The organism is Agromyces soli (genome assembly GCF_022811605.1).
Classification (GTDB): Bacteria; Actinomycetota; Actinomycetes; order Actinomycetales; family Microbacteriaceae; genus Agromyces; species Agromyces soli.
This window is the reverse complement of record NZ_CP094533.1, coordinates 175,751-190,950: the sequence shown is the minus strand read 5'-3', so window position 1 is coordinate 190,950 and position 15,200 is coordinate 175,751. Positions and strand designations below refer to the sequence as shown.

The 15,200-nt window shown below is 72.9% G+C and carries 17 protein-coding genes; 7 read left to right on the top strand and 10 right to left on the bottom strand.

The window, feature by feature from the left end:
* Positions 1–25: 25 nt before the first annotated feature.
* The 7 genes from ectB to MTP13_RS00935 all read right to left on the bottom strand — a co-directional run bounded on the left by ectB (position 26) and on the right by MTP13_RS00935 (position 6,142).
* Positions 26–1,300, bottom strand: a complete 1,275-nt coding sequence (ectB, locus tag MTP13_RS00965) for a diaminobutyrate--2-oxoglutarate transaminase (RefSeq protein ID WP_243569213.1) — start codon at positions 1,298–1,300, stop codon at positions 26–28.
* 92 nt (positions 1,301–1,392) lie between these two features.
* On the bottom strand, positions 1,393–2,472 hold the full coding sequence (locus MTP13_RS00960; protein ID WP_243569212.1) for an ABC transporter ATP-binding protein: 1,080 nt from the start codon (positions 2,470–2,472) through the stop codon (positions 1,393–1,395).
* Positions 2,469–3,299, bottom strand: a complete 831-nt coding sequence (locus tag MTP13_RS00955) for an ABC transporter permease (RefSeq protein WP_243569211.1) — start codon at positions 3,297–3,299, stop codon at positions 2,469–2,471. Before MTP13_RS00955 ends, MTP13_RS00960 begins: the two co-directional genes overlap by 4 nt.
* Positions 3,296–4,225: an ABC transporter permease gene (locus tag MTP13_RS00950; RefSeq protein WP_243569210.1), complete on the bottom strand. Its 930-nt coding sequence runs from the start codon at positions 4,223–4,225 to the stop codon at positions 3,296–3,298. The genes MTP13_RS00955 and MTP13_RS00950 overlap by 4 nt, the downstream gene beginning before the upstream one ends.
* A gap of 2 nt (positions 4,226–4,227) precedes the next feature.
* Complete coding sequence (locus MTP13_RS00945) at positions 4,228–5,355, bottom strand: ABC transporter substrate-binding protein (RefSeq protein ID WP_243569209.1); 1,128 nt, start codon at positions 5,353–5,355, stop codon at positions 4,228–4,230.
* 125 nt (positions 5,356–5,480) lie between these two features.
* On the bottom strand, positions 5,481–5,771 hold the full coding sequence (locus tag MTP13_RS00940) for a DUF4287 domain-containing protein (RefSeq protein ID WP_243569208.1): 291 nt from the start codon (positions 5,769–5,771) through the stop codon (positions 5,481–5,483).
* Positions 5,772–5,806: 35 nt separating this feature from the next.
* Complete coding sequence (locus MTP13_RS00935; protein ID WP_243569207.1) at positions 5,807–6,142, bottom strand: cupin domain-containing protein; 336 nt, start codon at positions 6,140–6,142, stop codon at positions 5,807–5,809.
* A 46-nt stretch (positions 6,143–6,188) separates the two neighbouring features.
* On the opposite strand from MTP13_RS00935, the gene MTP13_RS00930 reads away from it, so the two are divergent.
* A complete protein-coding gene (locus MTP13_RS00930) occupies positions 6,189–7,178 on the top strand; it encodes an ArsR/SmtB family transcription factor (RefSeq protein WP_243569206.1) in 990 nt (329 codons plus the stop codon).
* On the opposite strand, the gene MTP13_RS00925 is transcribed toward MTP13_RS00930, so the two are convergent.
* Entirely contained in the window at positions 7,175–8,083 is a 909-nt protein-coding gene (locus MTP13_RS00925) for a LysR family transcriptional regulator (protein ID WP_243569205.1), read from the bottom strand. The genes MTP13_RS00930 and MTP13_RS00925 overlap by 4 nt on opposite strands.
* Before the next feature lie 83 nt (positions 8,084–8,166).
* Here MTP13_RS00925 and MTP13_RS00920 point away from each other — a divergent pair, with 83 nt between their 5' ends.
* Positions 8,167–9,699 (top strand): aminotransferase class I/II-fold pyridoxal phosphate-dependent enzyme, encoded by a 1,533-nt coding sequence (locus MTP13_RS00920; RefSeq protein ID WP_243569204.1) that lies wholly within the window; start codon positions 8,167–8,169, stop codon positions 9,697–9,699.
* Here MTP13_RS00920 and MTP13_RS00915 read toward each other — a convergent pair.
* Positions 9,692–10,267: a GNAT family N-acetyltransferase gene (locus MTP13_RS00915; protein WP_243569203.1), complete on the bottom strand. Its 576-nt coding sequence runs from the start codon at positions 10,265–10,267 to the stop codon at positions 9,692–9,694. The genes MTP13_RS00920 and MTP13_RS00915 overlap by 8 nt on opposite strands.
* Positions 10,268–10,314: 47 nt before the next feature.
* Positions 10,315–10,881 (bottom strand): TetR/AcrR family transcriptional regulator, encoded by a 567-nt coding sequence (locus tag MTP13_RS00910; protein WP_243569202.1) that lies wholly within the window; start codon positions 10,879–10,881, stop codon positions 10,315–10,317.
* A 129-nt stretch (positions 10,882–11,010) separates the two neighbouring features.
* Here MTP13_RS00910 and MTP13_RS00905 point away from each other — a divergent pair, with 129 nt between their 5' ends.
* The 5 genes from MTP13_RS00905 to MTP13_RS00885 all read left to right on the top strand — a co-directional run bounded on the left by MTP13_RS00905 (position 11,011) and on the right by MTP13_RS00885 (position 15,111).
* Positions 11,011–12,024: an SDR family NAD(P)-dependent oxidoreductase gene (locus MTP13_RS00905; protein ID WP_243569201.1), complete on the top strand. Its 1,014-nt coding sequence runs from the start codon at positions 11,011–11,013 to the stop codon at positions 12,022–12,024.
* 101 nt (positions 12,025–12,125) lie between these two features.
* Complete coding sequence (locus MTP13_RS00900) at positions 12,126–13,202, top strand: alpha/beta hydrolase (RefSeq protein ID WP_243569200.1); 1,077 nt, start codon at positions 12,126–12,128, stop codon at positions 13,200–13,202.
* Positions 13,203–13,433: 231 nt separating this feature from the next.
* Positions 13,434–13,922, top strand: coding sequence for an FBP domain-containing protein (locus MTP13_RS00895; RefSeq protein WP_243569199.1), 489 nt, complete (start codon positions 13,434–13,436; stop codon positions 13,920–13,922).
* 47 nt (positions 13,923–13,969) lie between these two features.
* Positions 13,970–14,449 carry a GNAT family N-acetyltransferase gene (locus MTP13_RS00890; protein ID WP_243569198.1) on the top strand — a complete coding sequence of 160 codons (480 nt, stop codon included), beginning with the start codon at positions 13,970–13,972 and terminating at the stop codon, positions 14,447–14,449.
* An 83-nt stretch (positions 14,450–14,532) separates the two neighbouring features.
* Positions 14,533–15,111, top strand: a complete 579-nt coding sequence (locus MTP13_RS00885) for a TetR/AcrR family transcriptional regulator (RefSeq protein WP_243569197.1) — start codon at positions 14,533–14,535, stop codon at positions 15,109–15,111.
* The last annotated feature ends 89 nt before the right edge of the window (positions 15,112–15,200 follow it).

The window sequence follows — 15,200 nt, the reverse complement described above, 5'->3', positions numbered from 1 at the left end:
CGGTCTCCTGCCGCGCGGGCCGGGGTTACTGCCCCTTCACCTCGGCGAGGCTCTCGCGCACGATCTCGAGGCCGCGGCGCAGCTCCTCGTCGCTGATGGTCAGCGCCGGCAGGAACTTCAGCACCTCGTCGTGCGCGCCCGAAGTCTCGATCACGAGGCCGCGCGCGAACGCCGCCTTCGAGATGCGTCCGGCGAGCCCGCGGTCGAGCTCGCAGACGAGGCCGTACATGAGGCCGCGGCCGCGCACTCGGAGCTCGAGCTCGGGGTGCTCGGCCGCGATCGCGTCGAGCTCGCCGCGCAGCAGCGCCGACTTGCGGGCCACCTCGCTCGTGAAGGCGTCGTCGGCCCAGTAGCGCTCGAGCGCGACGCGGGCGGTGACGAAGGCGAGGTTGTTGCCGCGGAAGGTGCCGGTGTGCGCACCCGGCTGCCAGACGTCGACCTCGGGGCGCAGCAGCACGAGCGACATCGGCAGGCCGGAGCCCGAGATCGACTTCGAGACGGTCACGAGGTCGGGCACGATGTTCGCGGCCTCGAAGGCGAAGAAGGTGCCGGTGCGGCCGACGCCGGCCTGGATCTCGTCGAGGATCAGCAGGATGCCCCGCTCCGCCGTGATCGCGCGCAGCCGCTGCAGCCACGGCACGCTCGCGACGTTGATGCCGCCCTCGCCCTGCACCGCCTCGACGATGACGGCGGCGGGAAGGTCGAGCCCCGAGCCCGGGTCGTCGAGCATCTTCTCGAGCAGGTCGAGGGTGTCGACGCCGTCGCCGAGGTAGCCGTCGTAAGGCAGACGCACGACGTCGTCGAGACCGACGCCGGCGGCGCCGCGGTAGTGGCTGTTGCCCGTCGCGGCGAGCGCGCCGAGGCTCAGCCCGTGGAAGGCGTTCGTGAACGCCACGACGGTCTGCCGGCCCGTGGCCTGCCGGGCGACCTTGAGGGCGGCCTCGACGGCGTTCGCGCCGGTCGGGCCCGTGAACTGGAGCTTGTGGTCGAAGCCGCGGGGCTCGAGCACGAGGCGCTCGAAGGCCTCGATGAAGGCGCGCTTGGACGAGGTGGCCATGTCGAGGCCGTGCATGATGCCGCCGCGCTCGAGCTCGGCGATGAGCGCCTCGGTGAACGCCGGGTTGTTGTGCCCGTAGTTCAGCACGCCCGCGCCCGCGAAGAAGTCGAGGTACTCGCGCCCGTCGGCGTCGACGATGGTCGAGCCGCTCGCACGGTCGAACACGGTCGGGAAGGCGCGCACGTAGCCGCGCACCTCGGACTCGCGGCGGGTGAAGACGTCAAGGTTCGCGGCATCGCTCATGGCGGACGGACTCCTCTGCGGGATCGACGGAAGGCGGTGCTCCGAGCCTAGAGCCTCCGCCTGAGAGCGGGCGCGCAGCCGGGAAGCCCGGGTCATCCCTCCCGGGGGCGCACCGCGACGGGTGCGGGCTCGATGCCGAGCGTCACCCGCTCGTCGAACTCCACCCGCTCGCCGACCGCGTGCTGCATGCGCAGCAGCTGCCCGCCCGCGGTGCGGAGCACGGTGCGCCGCACGCTGCCGAGGAAGGTGCTCTCGAGCACCACCGCGTCGATCGGTCCGCCGAGGCGCACGTTCTCCGGCCGCACGAACGCCTCGGCCGGGCCATCCGCCGCCTCGCCGACGACGGGGAGACGGATGCCGAGCACCTCCGCGACCCCGCCGCCGACGGTGCACGGCAGCACGCTCGACAGGCCGACGAACTCGGCGACGTGCGCGGTCGCCGGCCGCAGGTAGAGTTCCTCCGGCGTGCCGATCTGGTCGATCCGCCCGGCGTTCATCACCGCGATCCGGTCGGAGACGGCGAGGGCCTCCTCCTGGTCGTGGGTCACGAACACGGTGGTGATGCCGAGGCGCAGCTGGATGCGGCGGATCTCGTCGCGCAGGGTGACGCGCACCTTCGCGTCGAGCGCCGACAGGGGCTCGTCGAGCAGCAGCACCCGGGGCTCGGTCACGAGCGCGCGGGCGAGGGCGACGCGCTGCTGCTGCCCACCGGAGAGCTGGTGCGGATAGCGCTCGCCGAAGCCGGCGAGCCCGACGAGGGCGAGGGCGTCGCGCACCCGGGCGGCGGCCTCGCGCTTCGCGACCTTCCGCATCCGCAGTCCGAAGGCGGTGTTCGCGGTGACGTCGAGGTGCGGGAAGAGCGAGTACGCCTGGAACACCATGCCGAGGTCGCGCCGGTTCGTCGGCACCGCCGAGACGTCGGAGCCGCCGATGCGCACGGTGCCGCCGTTCGCGCGTTCGAGCCCGGCGAGCACCCGCAGCGCCGTCGTCTTGCCGCAGCCTGAGGGGCCGAGCAGGGAGACGAACTCGCCGGGCTGGATCGCCAGGTCGAGGCCGTGCAGCACGCGGGTCTGCCCGTAGTCCTTGACGACGCCCTCGAAGGCGACGGCCGAGCCGGCGCGGGCCCCGGCGAGGATCGCGTTGTCGGCGGTCGCGATGGCGGTCTCGGTCATGGCTGGTCCTTCGGGGGTCGGGCGGAGCGTCGGGCGCGCGGCGTGCCGCCGCCGATGCGCCCGATGACGACGAGCAGCACGAAGGCGAAGGCGAGCGCGAGGAGGGAGAGGATGACCGAGGCGTACGGGTCCTGCTTGCCGACGACGACGAGCGCCGTCTGCAGGTTCTGCCGGTTCAGCAGGGAGGCGATCGTGAACTCGCCGAGCACGACCGCGACGGAGATGAGCGAGGCGGCGAGGAGCCCCGGCCGGAGGTTCGGGGCGAGCACCCGGACGAGCACCGCGGGCCAGCTCGCGCCGAGCGAACGGGCCGCCTCGGCGAGGACGCGCAGCTCGGTCGCGTCGATCGCGGCCTGGATGGCGCGGTACGCGAACGGCAGCACGGTGACGCCGTAGGCGAAGGCGAGCGGCCAGATGCCGGTGCCGATGGTGCGGCCGATGGCGAGGTAGATCGGCGCGAGGCCGACGACGAGCACGATCGCGGGGATCGAGATCGGCAGCAGCGCGAGGAACTCGAACGGGCGCTTCAGCTTGGGGAAGCGCAGCTCGACGAGCACCATCGTCGGCGCGAGCAGCAGCAGCACGATCGCGACGGTCACGACGGCGAGCACGGCCGAGTTGCCGAGCCCGGTCCAGATCGGCCGGTACGTGCCCGCCCTCGCCGGGTCGAAGAGCTCGATCCAGTGCACGAGGGAGTGGCCGCCGGCCGTCGCGTCACGGAGCGTGTACTCCGCCATCGACACGATCGGGATCGCGAACAGCACGATGATCGCGAGCCCGATCAGCCAGCGCACGGCGGGGTGCGGGGCGAAGCCGCGGGCGTTCATCGCTGCCACCTGGCGGCGCGGCGCTGCACGAGGGCGTAGAGCGACATCGTCGCCGCCATCACGACGATCATGCCGAGCGCGAGCGCGCCGGCGAGGTTCTCCCGGCCGAGGAGCGTCTCGCTCGTGAGCGCGGTGCGGATCTGCAGCGGCACGATCTGCGAGCCCTGGCTCGCGAGGGCCGCGGCGGTCGCGTACGAGGAGAACGCGTTCGCGAACAGCAGCAGCAGGCTCGCGAGGAACGACGGCGCGAGGACCGGGATGCCGATGTGCCACCAGAAGCCGGCGCGGGTGCCGCCGAGCGTGAGATTCGCCTCGGCCCACTGCGGACGGAGCGCGCTCATCGCGGGCATGAAGGTGATCACCATGAGCGGCACCTGGAAGAAGAGGTAGGGCAGGATGAGGCCGGGCAGGCCGTAGATCCAGGCGCCCTCGGCGAACAGGTCGATGCCGAAACGGTCCTTCAGCGTGAGCGTGACGAGCCCCTGCAGGCCGATCGTCGCGATGAAGGCGAAGGCGAGCATGACGCCGCCGAACTGCGCGAGCACCCCGCTCGCGGCGTCGACGATCCGGCGGGTGCGGCCGGTCTCGGGCAGCCCCGCCATCGCGTAGCAGGCGAGCGCGCCGAGGAGCGCGCCGCCCGCGGCGGTGAGCGCGGACAGCCAGGCGGAGTTCGCGAAGGTCTGCACGATCACCGGGTCGGCGAGGGCGGCGACGTTCGAGAGCGTGAAGCTCCCGTCGGCGTCGACGAAGCCGCTCGCGACGGTCAGGATCGTGGGTAGCGCGAGGAAGATCAGCAGGTAGGCGGCGAAGGGCACGAGCCCGAGCAGCGCGGCGGCGCCGGAGCCGACGCGCCGCCGGGGCGGAGGGAGCTCCTCCGTCCCGGCGGCGGCGTCGACGAGCGGTGCCGCGGGAGCGGCGACGGTCATGCTCAGCCGACCGCCGCAGCCCACTTCTCGCCGAGCAGGGTGCCGGCGTTCGTCGACTGCTCCTCGGTGGGCACGACCGTGTCCTCCGGCGCCTCGGGGAGCGCGTCGAAGAGCTTCTGGTCGATGGTGCCGGCGTCGGCCATGGCCTCGGCGCGGACGGGGCGGGCGCCGCCCTTCAGCCAGAGGTTCTGCACCTCGTCGCTGTAGAGGAACTCCTGCCAGAGCCGGGCCGCCGCCGGGTTCGGGGCGTCCACGTTGATGGCCTGGTTGTAGTAGCCGGCGTAGCCGGTGCCCGGCAGGATGACGGTCTTCCAGTTCGGGTTGTCGGCGGTGTGCGCGGCGTTCAGGTAGTCCCAGTCGAAGACGACGGGGGTCTCGCCCGAGGTGACCGTCGCGGTGGTGACGTCGACCTTCAGCATGTTGCCGGCCTGGTTGAGCTGCTGGAAGAAGTCGATGCCGGGCTGGAAGTCGTCGAGCGTGCCGTCCGACTGCACGGTCGCGAGGCCCACGGCGGCGAACGCGGCGCCCGCCTGGGTCGGGTCGCCGTTGATCGCGACGGCGCCCTTGTAGTCGGCGCCGAGCAGCGCGTCGAGGCTCGCCGGCTCGGCGTACTTCGCCGAGTCGTAGCCGATCGACATGTAGCCGCCGTAGTCGCCGACGAAGAGGCCCGAGGGCTCCTTCAGCTCGGCGGGGATGTCGTCCCAGGTGGCGACCTGGTACGGGGCGAACTGCTTCGTGTTCTGCAGGGCGACGGTGAGGCCGACGTCGAACACGTCGGGCGCGGTGTCGAGACCCGCGTTCGTCTCGGCGGCCTGGATCTCCTCGGCGCTGGACGCGTCGGGCGAGGCCTCGTTGATCGTGATCTCCGGGTACTTCTCGGCGAAGAGGTCGAGGATCTCGCCGTAGTTCGCCCAGTCGCGCGGGAGCGCGATGACGTTCAGCTGCCCCTCGGCCTTCGCGGCCTCCTCGAGCGCGGCGAGATCGCCGAAGTCGGCGAGGCTCGTGGCCGTCGCGGCATCCGTCCCGCCGTCGCCGCCCGCGGCGTCGGCCGAGCCGCCGGCGCAGCCGCCGAGGCCGAGCACGACCGCGGTCGACAGGGCGAGCGCACCGAGTGCGTAGTGCTTCTTCAACGCGTGTCCTCCGTCTGGCGCCGGGCCGCCCGAGCTGTGCAGCGGGCGTCGGGACCGCAGCGCCAGAGCGAAGGTAGGAGCCGAAGGAGGACGGTCGGGAGTGCGGCGGTGAATGCCCGGTGAACTCAGCGGTTCGGGTTCGTGTCCTTGCCGTCGAGCCAGAGCGTGTCGGTGGCGTCGCGGTGCACGCCGTCGGTGCCGACGTGCTTCTGGCTGATCTTCGGCCCCTTCGTGATGACGTGCACGAGCGCCATGGCGTGCCCCTGGCCGAGGCCGTAGTCCGCCTTCAGCCAGGCGACGATCGGCGTCGCCTTGGTGGTCTCGTCGAAGCCCTGCTCGCGGGCCAGCTCGAGGAACTGGCGGGGCGTCAGCCCGGTCTTCGTCTCGATGTTGTCGAGGTAGCTCTGGAACGACATGCGGTGCTCCCTGGTGGTCGGTGGTCGGTGGGTGGTCAGGAGGTCTGGACGATGGTGTCGGACGCGTGGATGCCGATGAGGCGCAGCGTGCCGGGCCCGGCGTTCACGAAGCCGTGCCAGGTGTTCGGCGGCACGGTGGCGGTGTCGCCGTCGTGCAGTTCGAGCTCCTCGTCTCCGATCGTGGCACGGGCGGTGCCCTCGATGACGAGCCACGTCTCGTGGTACGGGTGCCAGTGCCGCTCGGCGCCCTCACCGGGCTGGTTCTCGACGAAGAAGTACGAGATGGCGGCCTCGTGCTCGCGGCCCTCGAAGCGGCGCGTGCCGCGAGTGCCGATGCGGAGTTCCTCGGCGGTGACGATGTGTGATGACATGCGATGAGCTTCCGCCCGGGGCATCCGCGCTCGGTAGTCTTTCGACGTGGATCGAAACTTCGTGGACTTCCGGCTCGCCCCCGGCGATGTCTCCGCGATCCGCTTCGGCGTCTCGCCCGGCCACGAGCTCGCGCACGCGGTGCGCGTGCTGCAGCGCCCGGCCGAGCATCCGTTGCAGTGGGGCTGGCTGCGCGCGGTGCGCGAACGCCTGCCGCGCGAGCCCTTCGAACTCCTCGCCGTGCTCATCGGCGTCGACGGCTACCTGCCCGACTTCCTGACCTCCGACCCCGCCTGGGACCTCGAGCCGGCCGACGAGGCCGAGGCCATCCGCCGCGCGCCCATCGCCCCCATGCTCGTGGATCTCGAGAAGATGGTGCTCCGCTCCGAGGGGGCCAGGCAGGCGGCCCTGCGGCGCATGATCGCCGCGCCCGAGCGGGCGCGCGCGATGGTCGCCGACGCCTGGGACGCGGTCTGGGATGCCGCGCTCGCCCCCGTCTGGCCGCAGCTCGAACGGATCCTGCGCGCCGACATCGCCGTGCGCTCGCGCCGCGTCGCGACGGCGGGGCTCGCGAGCATGATCGACGAGCTGCACCCCTCGGTGCGCTGGAGCGAGGGCTCGGTGCGGGTGCAGCTGCGCCTGCACCGCGAGGCGCTCGACTGCCGGGGGAGCGGACTCGTGCTCGTGCCCTCGGTGATGAGCTCCCTCGGCTGCATGGTGCTCACCGAACCGCCCGCCCAGCCGACCGTCTTCTACCCGGCGCAGGGCGTCACCGAACGCTGGGCGCGCGACCCCGCATCCATCGAGGCCGCGCTCGGCGCGCTGCTCGGCCCCGCCCGCGCCGGCATCCTGCTCTCGGCGCACAGCGCCCGCAGCACCTCGCAGGTCGCGGCCGACGCCGGGCTCGCCGTCTCGACCGCCTCCCACCACCTGGCCGTGCTGCGCGAGGCCGGGCTCGTCGCGAGCCGCCGCGACGGCACGAGCGTGCTGCACCTGCGCACGCCGCTCGGCGAGGCGATGATCGGCGCGGTGCTCTAGGCGGGCTCGCGCTCGCCCGCCGCGCCCGCGCCGAGCGCCGCCGACAGGGCGTCGCGCAGCTCCGGCTCCATCGTCGCCGCCGTGACGAGCGAGACCTCGCGCGAGAGCCGGAGTCCTGCGGGCGGTGCGAGCACGAGGTCGTCGCGCCACACCGGCAGCGCGAGCTCGGGCACGAGGGCGACCCCGAGCCCGGCCGCGACGTACTCGACGACCACTCGGTAGTCGTCGCTGCGCGGACCGATCACGGGGTCGAAGCCCGCCCGCCGCGCCGCGGCGCGGAACGCCGCGTCGACCGGGTCGTCGTCCTTCGTGCCGATGATCCACGGGGTGCCGGCGAGCTCGCGCAACGGCACCGGCCCGCCCTCGCTCAGCGGATGCCCCGCCGGCAGCACGAGCGAGAAGCGCTCCGTGAAGAGCCGGGTGCGGATGAGGCCCGGCATCGCGCGCGGCGCCTCGCCCGGGGTGTCGTAGACGACGGCCGCGTCGAGCGCCATCCGCCCGAGGGCCACCTCGATGCCGTCGAGCTCGGCCTCGAAGGCCTCGACGCGCCATCCCTGCCCGTCCAGCGCCTGCACGAGCTGGGGGAGCAGTCGGGCCGCGGCCGTCGGGAACACCCCGAAGCGCACCGTGCGCCGTCCCGTCTCGAGCGCACCCCGCACCTCGGCGAGGGCCCGCTCCGCGCGCTCGGTGATCGCGACGGCATGCGGCAGCCAGGCGCGGCCGGCGTCGGTCAGCCGGGTGCCGGCCGAATCGCTCGCGATCACCGGAGCTCCGGTGACCCGGCCGAGTGCCGCGAGATGGTGCGAGACGGTGGGCTGGCTCCAGTCGAGCGCCCGCGCCGCCTGGGCGAGCGAGCCGTGCTCCTCGACCGCGCGCAGGGCGCGCAGCTGACGCAGGTCGAGCATCGTCGCTCACCTCCATACCCCGTATCGAGATCTGCAGCCTACCCGCTATTCCGTATCGAGGCACTCAGGAGGAGGATCGAGGCATGACCGCCCCCTACGCCGACGCCCTCGCCCAGTACGCCGCCCGCGACGACCGGGTGCGACTGTACGTGCCCGGGCACGGCGCCGACGCCGAGGCGGCGCCCGCGCTCGCCGAGTACTTCGGGGCCGAGCTGCTGCGCCACGACGTGACGCCGCTGCTCTCCGGGCTCGACAAAGGGCCGGGCAACGCACTCGACGAGGCGCAGCGGCTCGCGGCCCGGGCCTGGGGCGCGAAGCGCACCTGGTTCCTCACGAACGGCGCCTCGCAGGCGAACCGCATGGCGGCCATCGCGCTCGGCTCCTTCCGGGCGGCGGAGGCCCCGGTGCTCGCGCAGCGCAGCGCGCACTCCTCGTTCATCGACGGCATCATCCTCGCCGGCCTCGTGCCCGCCTTCGTCTCGCCCACGATCGACCCCGTGCTCGGCATCAACCACGGCGTCTCGCCCGCCGCCCTCCGCGACGCGAGCGAGCGAGGCGAGGCCCGGCCGAAGGCCGTCTACCTCATCTCACCGAGCTACTTCGGCGCCGTCGCCGACGTCGCGGCGCTCGCCGAGGCCGCCCACGCGGTCGGCGCGCCGCTCATCGTCGACGCCGCCTGGGGCGCGCACTTCGGCTTCCACCCGGCACTGCCGGAGAACCCGCTCGCGCTCGGGGCCGACCTCGTCGTCTCGAGCACGCACAAGCTCGCCGGCAGCCTCACCCAGTCGGCCATGCTGCACCTCGGCGACGGCCCGTTCGCCGCGGAGCTCGAACCGCTGCTCGAGCGCGCGTTCGCGCTCACCCAGTCGACGAGCACGAGTGCGCTGCTGCTCGCCTCGCTCGACCTCGCCCGCGACGGCATCGAGCACGGCGAGGCGCGCATCGCCCGCTCGATCGAGGCGGCGGACCGACTGCGCGAGGCGGTTCGGGCGCGCGGCCGCTTCGGCATCGTGAGCGACGGCTTCGACCGCTTCGAGGACATCGTCGCAGTCGACCCGCTGCGCGTCTCGATCGACGTCGGCGCCGCCGGGCTGAACGGGCACGAGGTGCGCGAGCGGCTCGAGCACGAGGGGGTCTCCTTCGAGATCTCGACCGACTCGGCCGTCGTCGCGGTGCTCGGCGCGGGCGCCGTGCCCGACGTCGATCGCGTCGTCGAGGCATTGCACGTGCTCCCCGCCGTCGAGCCCGCCGCCGACGAGGCGCTCGTCGCCCGCACCGGCGCGCTCGCACTGCCCGCACCCGGGCCGCTCGTGATGCGCCCCCGTGACGCGTTCCTCGCACCGGGCGAGGCCGTGCCGATCGAGCAAGCCATCGGCCGGGTGTCGACCGATTCGCTCGCGGCGTACCCGCCCGGCATCCCGAACGTGCTGCCCGGCGAGCGCATCACCGCCGAGGTGGTCGCGTTCCTGCGCCGCATCGCGGCCATGCCCGGCGGATACGTGCGCGGCGCGGCCGACCCGGCGCTGTCGGTGCTGCGCGTCGTGCGCGCCGATCACGGGCAGCCGGACGCCGCCGATGCGGCGCTCGCCGCCGCCCGGGAGCTCGCGCTCAGCTGAGGTCGAGCCGCATGATGACGCGCGGATGCCCCGACAGCACCGACTGCGTGTCGGACGCCTTCTCGAAGCCGGCCGCCTCGAACACCGCGCGGGTGCCGACGTAGGCCATGGTCAGGTCGACCTTCTCGCCGCGGTTGTCGACCGGGTAGCCCTCGATCGCGGGCGCGCCGCGCTCGCGCGCGAACTCGACGGCGCCGGTGAGCAGGTGGTGCACGAGGCCCTGCTTGCGGTGGCCGGGGCGCACCCGGAAGCACCACACCGACCACACGTCGAGTTCGTCGACGTGCGGAATGCGCCGGTTCTTGGCGAAGCTCGTGTCGGCGCGCGGGTGCACGGCCGCCCAGCCGACCGGCTCGTCGCCGTCGTAGGCGAGCACGCCCGGCGGCGGGTCTTGCGCGCAGAGCTCGCGCACCCGGGCGGATCGGGCCGGCTCCTTCAGCGACACGTTCTCTTTCGAGGACAGCAGACGGTAGCTCAGGCAGAAGCACACGTTCGACGTCGGCTTCTTCGGCCCGATGACGGCGGCGACGTCGTCGAAGACGTCGGCCGGGCGGACTTCGATCCCCATGCGCAGAGTCTGGCACCCGCCGCCGACAACGGGACGGCGAACCGGCGCTACGGCAGCTCGCGGGTGTCGCCGGGGCCGAGCACCATGCGCCAGAGCCACTCGGCGGCGACGTCGACGTCGGGCAGCGGGTCGAGCTCGAGCCAGGCGGTGATGACGCCGACGATCGAGCCGGCGAGGCCGCCGGCGGCGACCTCGATGGGCATCTCGTCGAACGCGTGCGAGTGGGTGCGGGCGACGCCCTCGCGCACCAGGGCGGCGACCCGGCCGCGGAGCCGGGCGACGACGAGCGCGGAGCCGCGTGGGCCGAGCGCGCGCCGGTAGAGCTCGGCGTGGTCGGCGAAGTGGGCGAGGAAATGCGCCATGCCCTCCGGCGGCCGACCGGTCGGCACGAGCTCGAGCTCGGGGGCGCTCGCGCCGGCGGCGTCGGCGGCGGCGTCGAGCGCGTCGGCGAGCAGCTCGTCGCGGTCGCCGTAGTGCTGGTAGAAGCTGCTGCGGTTGACGCCGGCGCGTTCAGCGATGAGGCTGACGCTCAGTTCGTCGAACGGCCGCTCGCGGGCGAGTTCGAGCAGCGCGCCCTGCAGCGCCCGCCTGGTCCGTTCGACTCGTGCATCCACCGTGCGATTCTGCCAGCTCGACGGCGCGAGAGCTGGGAGATTTCCAACATTCGTCGGTTTTCCCACAAATGTCGGATATTCTGAACGAGACGCGAGATCACGCGCCTGGGACCGAAGAAGGAGACCCCGATGTCGCACCACCCCCTGACCGCGAACAGCTCGATCGAGCAGTGGCTCGAGCACCCGGAGGGCGGCCCGCTCGTGCGCGGCCTGCTCGCCGCGAGCGGCGCCTCGGAGGAGACGCTCGCCCCGATCAAGGGGCTCCCGCTGCAGCAGCTCGTCGCCCTCAGCCAGGGCCAGCTGCCGCAGTCCGTGATCGACGACCTCGTGCTGAAGGCCAACGGCGGCGTCATGCCCGAAGACGACGCCGAGGCATCCGGCTGGCAGGAGCGCGTGACGCCCGGCCGCTTCGACGGCCGCACCATCGTCGTCACCGGCGCGGCGTCGGGCATCGGCCGGGCCACCGCCTCGCGCATCGTGCGCGAGGGCGGCCGCGTCGTCGCCGTCGACATCTCCGCCGAACGGCTCGAGGAGTTCGCCGCCTCCGCTCCCGAGGGGCAGGTCGTCGCGGTCGCCGCCGACGTCACGAAGCAGGACGACATCGACCGCGTCGTCGCCGCGGCGGGCGGCCGCATCGACGGCCTCGCCAACGTCGCGGGCGTGAACGACGACTTCTCGCCGCTCGCCGAGACGAGCGACGCGATCTGGGACCGCGTCATCGGCATCAACCTCACGGGCGTCTTCAAGCTCACCCGCGCGGTGCTGCCCGGCATGGTCGAGGCCGGCCGCGGCTCGGTCGTGAACGTCGCGAGCGAGGCCGGCATCCGCGGCAACGCCTCGGGCAACGCCTACACCGTGTCGAAGCACGGCGTCGTCGGCCTCACCCGCAGCGCCGCCTTCATGTACGGGCCGCAGGGCATCCGCGTGAACGCCGTCGCCCCGGGCGGCGTCGCGACCGGCATCCCCTTCCCGCCGCACGTCTCGGAGGCCGGGCAGGCCCGACTCACGCCGTTCCAGCAGCAGATCCCCACGATCGCGACGGCCGAGCAGCTCGCCGCCTCGATCACCTTCCTGCTGAGCGACGACGGCGTGAACATCAACGGCGCCGTGCTGCCGAGCGACGGCGGCTGGTCCGTGCAGTAAGCCGGGCCCCCCGTTCGCTCCCGCGACGCGTCGGAGCCGCTTCCCCCGCGGCTCCGGCGCGTCGCTGCCGTGCGGGCGGCGCGGCTGCCAGCATGTGAGGCGTGACCCGTCGACCGCGCACCGACTCAGACGCCGCCGTCCTCGACCGGCGCCCGCCGCTCTCGCGCCGTGCGCGGCGCTGGACCCTCGCCGCGCTCTTCGCCGCCTTCGCGATCGTCGCGGTCACCGGCATCACCTCGGCGAGCCCATGGCCCGCGGCGATGCTCATCCGCTCGGTGTTCGAGCAGGGCGGCGCGGCGACCGTGCAGGAGATGCTCGAGTACGGCCCCGAGCCCGCCGGCCCGGTGGATGCGCGGCTCGACCAGGCGACCGACGTCGCGGGCGGGCCCGGCACCGGCTTCGACGTATTCACCCCGGCCGGCGCGAGCGGCGCGCATCCGACGGTCGTCTGGATTCACGGCGGCGCCTGGATCTCGGGCTCGAAGGAGAACGTCGCCCCGTACCTCAGTCTCATCGCGAGCCACGGCTACACCGCGATCGGCGTCGACTACACCGTCGCACCCGAAGCCACCTACCCAACCGCGGTGAACCAGCTGAACGACACCCTCGGCTACCTCCTCGAGCACGCCGAGGAGTACGGCGTCGACCCCGACCACCTCGTGCTCGCGGGCGACTCGGCCGGCGCGCAGCTCGCGAGCCAGCTCGCGGTGCTCACCACGAACGAGAAGTACGCGCACCTCCTCGGCATCGAACCCGCGCTGCAGCCGCAGCAGCTCTCGGCGCTCGTGCTGAACTGCGGCGTCTACGACCTGCCCGCGATGGCGGAGCTGAACGGCATCGGGCAGTGGGGCCTCAAGGTCGCGCTGTGGGCCTACACGGGCACGAAGAACTGGTCGAGCGACTACGCGGGCAGCACGATGTCGACCATCGAGTTCGTCACGGAGGAGCTGCCGCCCACCTTCATCAGCGGCGGGAACGGTGACGCGCTCACCTGGATCGAGTCGATCCCGATGTCGAACGCCCTGCAGGACGCCGGCGTCGAGACGACCGAGCTGTTCTGGCCGGCCGACCACGAGCCAAAGCTGCCGCACGAGTACCAGTTCCACTTCAAGCTCGACGAGGCGCAGGAGGCCTTCGTGCAGACGATCGACTTCCTCGACCGCTACGCCGACCGCTGAGCCCCGGCCGGGCTGCGCGGTCGCACACCGGGAGTACACTCGACTCCGTGCTTCGTTCCGTCTGCATCCAGGAGGTCTCCGGCGCCCCACGCGCCGCGATCAGGTGACCCCGCCCCCGGTTCCTCCGCGCGCGAGCAGGAGGGGCCGCGGTCCGGCGCGCCCGCGCGCCGACGTCATCGTTCCCTCCGGTCGCCCGTCTCCGGGCGCCGCGCAGACAAAGGTCACTTCACCATGCACTCCCTGAACGACGCGCAGATCCGCGCCTCCTTCGTCAACGCCAGCGTGCGCGAACGCGCCGCCCTCACCCTGCCGCCCGGCTTCGCCGAGCTCGATTGGGATCGCCTCGACTTCCTCGGCTGGCGCGATCCCAAGCTCCCGCTCGTCGCGTACGCGGTCGTCGCGGGCGAGCAGGGCCCCGTCGGCATCATGCTCCGCCGGGCCGAGGGGCGTCTGCGCTCCCGGCCGCAGTGCGCGTGGTGCGAGGACGTGCACCTGCCGAACGACGTGCTGTTCTACGTCGCGAAGCGCGGCGGCCAGGCGGGCCGCCGCGGCGACACCGTCGGCACGCTCGTCTGCGCCGACTTCCAGTGCTCGAAGAACGTCAGGAAGCGTCCGCCGGTCGCCTACCTCGGTTTCGACGTGGAGGCCGCGCGCGAGCGCCGCATCCAGGCGCTGCGCGAGAACGTCGCGGGCTTCGTCCGCGCGGTGACGGTGGACTGAGCGCTCGCGGGGCCGGTGGATGCCTCGATGCGTGGCATCGTGGGAGGGTGACGCTCACCACCATCGAGGCATCCGGTTCCCGCTACGCGCTGCGCCGCGCCGGGCGCGACGACGTCGAGGCGATCCTCGCGCTGCTCGCCGGCGACGTGCTGCGCCGGGAGGAGTCGCGCAGCGACGACGCCGCCGCGCTGCGCGCCTTCGACGTCATCGACGCGGATGCCTCGCAGCTGCTCGTCGTCGTCGAGGGGCCGGGCGGCGCGATCGCGGGCACGATGCAGCTCACCTTCATCCCGGGCCTGTCGCGCGGCGGGGCGACCCGGATGCAGATCGAGGCGGTGCGCGTCGACGAGGCGCTGCGCGGCGGCGGCATCGGCGCCGCGATGATCGAGTGGGCGATCGGGCAGGCCCGTGAGCGCGGCGCGCGGCTCGTGCAGCTGACGAGCGATGCGCGCCGCGACGCCGCGCACCGCTTCTACGAGCGGCTGGGCTTCGAGGCGTCCCACGTGGGGTTCAAGCTCGCCCTCTGAGCGACGACGCACGGCGAAACCGCTCTTGCATGCCGGGGGATCGCGGACTAGCCTCTGCCTAACTAATGATCGTTAGGCAGGCCATGACCAGAGCGCAGATCCTCTCCGAAGCCCGTGCGGTGTTCGGGCGACGAGGCTACGCCGAGGCGAGCCTGCGAGAGATCGCCGGGGCCGTCGGAATCAAGACGCCCTCCCTGTACGCGCACTTCCCCAGCAAGGAGGCGCTGTACGAGGCGGTCTACGCCGAGGTCGTCGTCGAGCACACCGCGTTCTTCGACGAGCTCGTGCAGCGAAGCGGCGCACTGCCGCCCCTGGAGCGGCTGCGCCACTTCCTCGGCGGCATCGAGTCGTACTACCGTGACCGCCCCGACCTCGCCGAGTTCAGCCTGCGCGCCGCACTCGCCGAGTACGGCCCCGACGGGCAGGCGCTGCGGCAGATCTTCCTCGACACCGAGTCCGAGCTCGCCGCCGCCGTGCGGCGCGCCTACGACGACGGCGTCGCGGCGGGCAGCTTCGCCGCGGGCGACCCCGAGGGATTCACCGCCCTCGTCTTCGTCATCATGGACGGCCTGTTCCTGCAGCTCACGCACTACGCGCCCGAGGTGTACCGCGAGCGATTCGAGCACGCCTGGCGGCAGCTCGCCGCCGCGCTCTCCACCTGACCGCTCTCCCCCTCCCCCTCCCCCTTCCCGAGTTGCCCGACTTCCATGAAAGTCGGGCAAGTCGGCCACTCGCTTCCGAAAGAACCCCC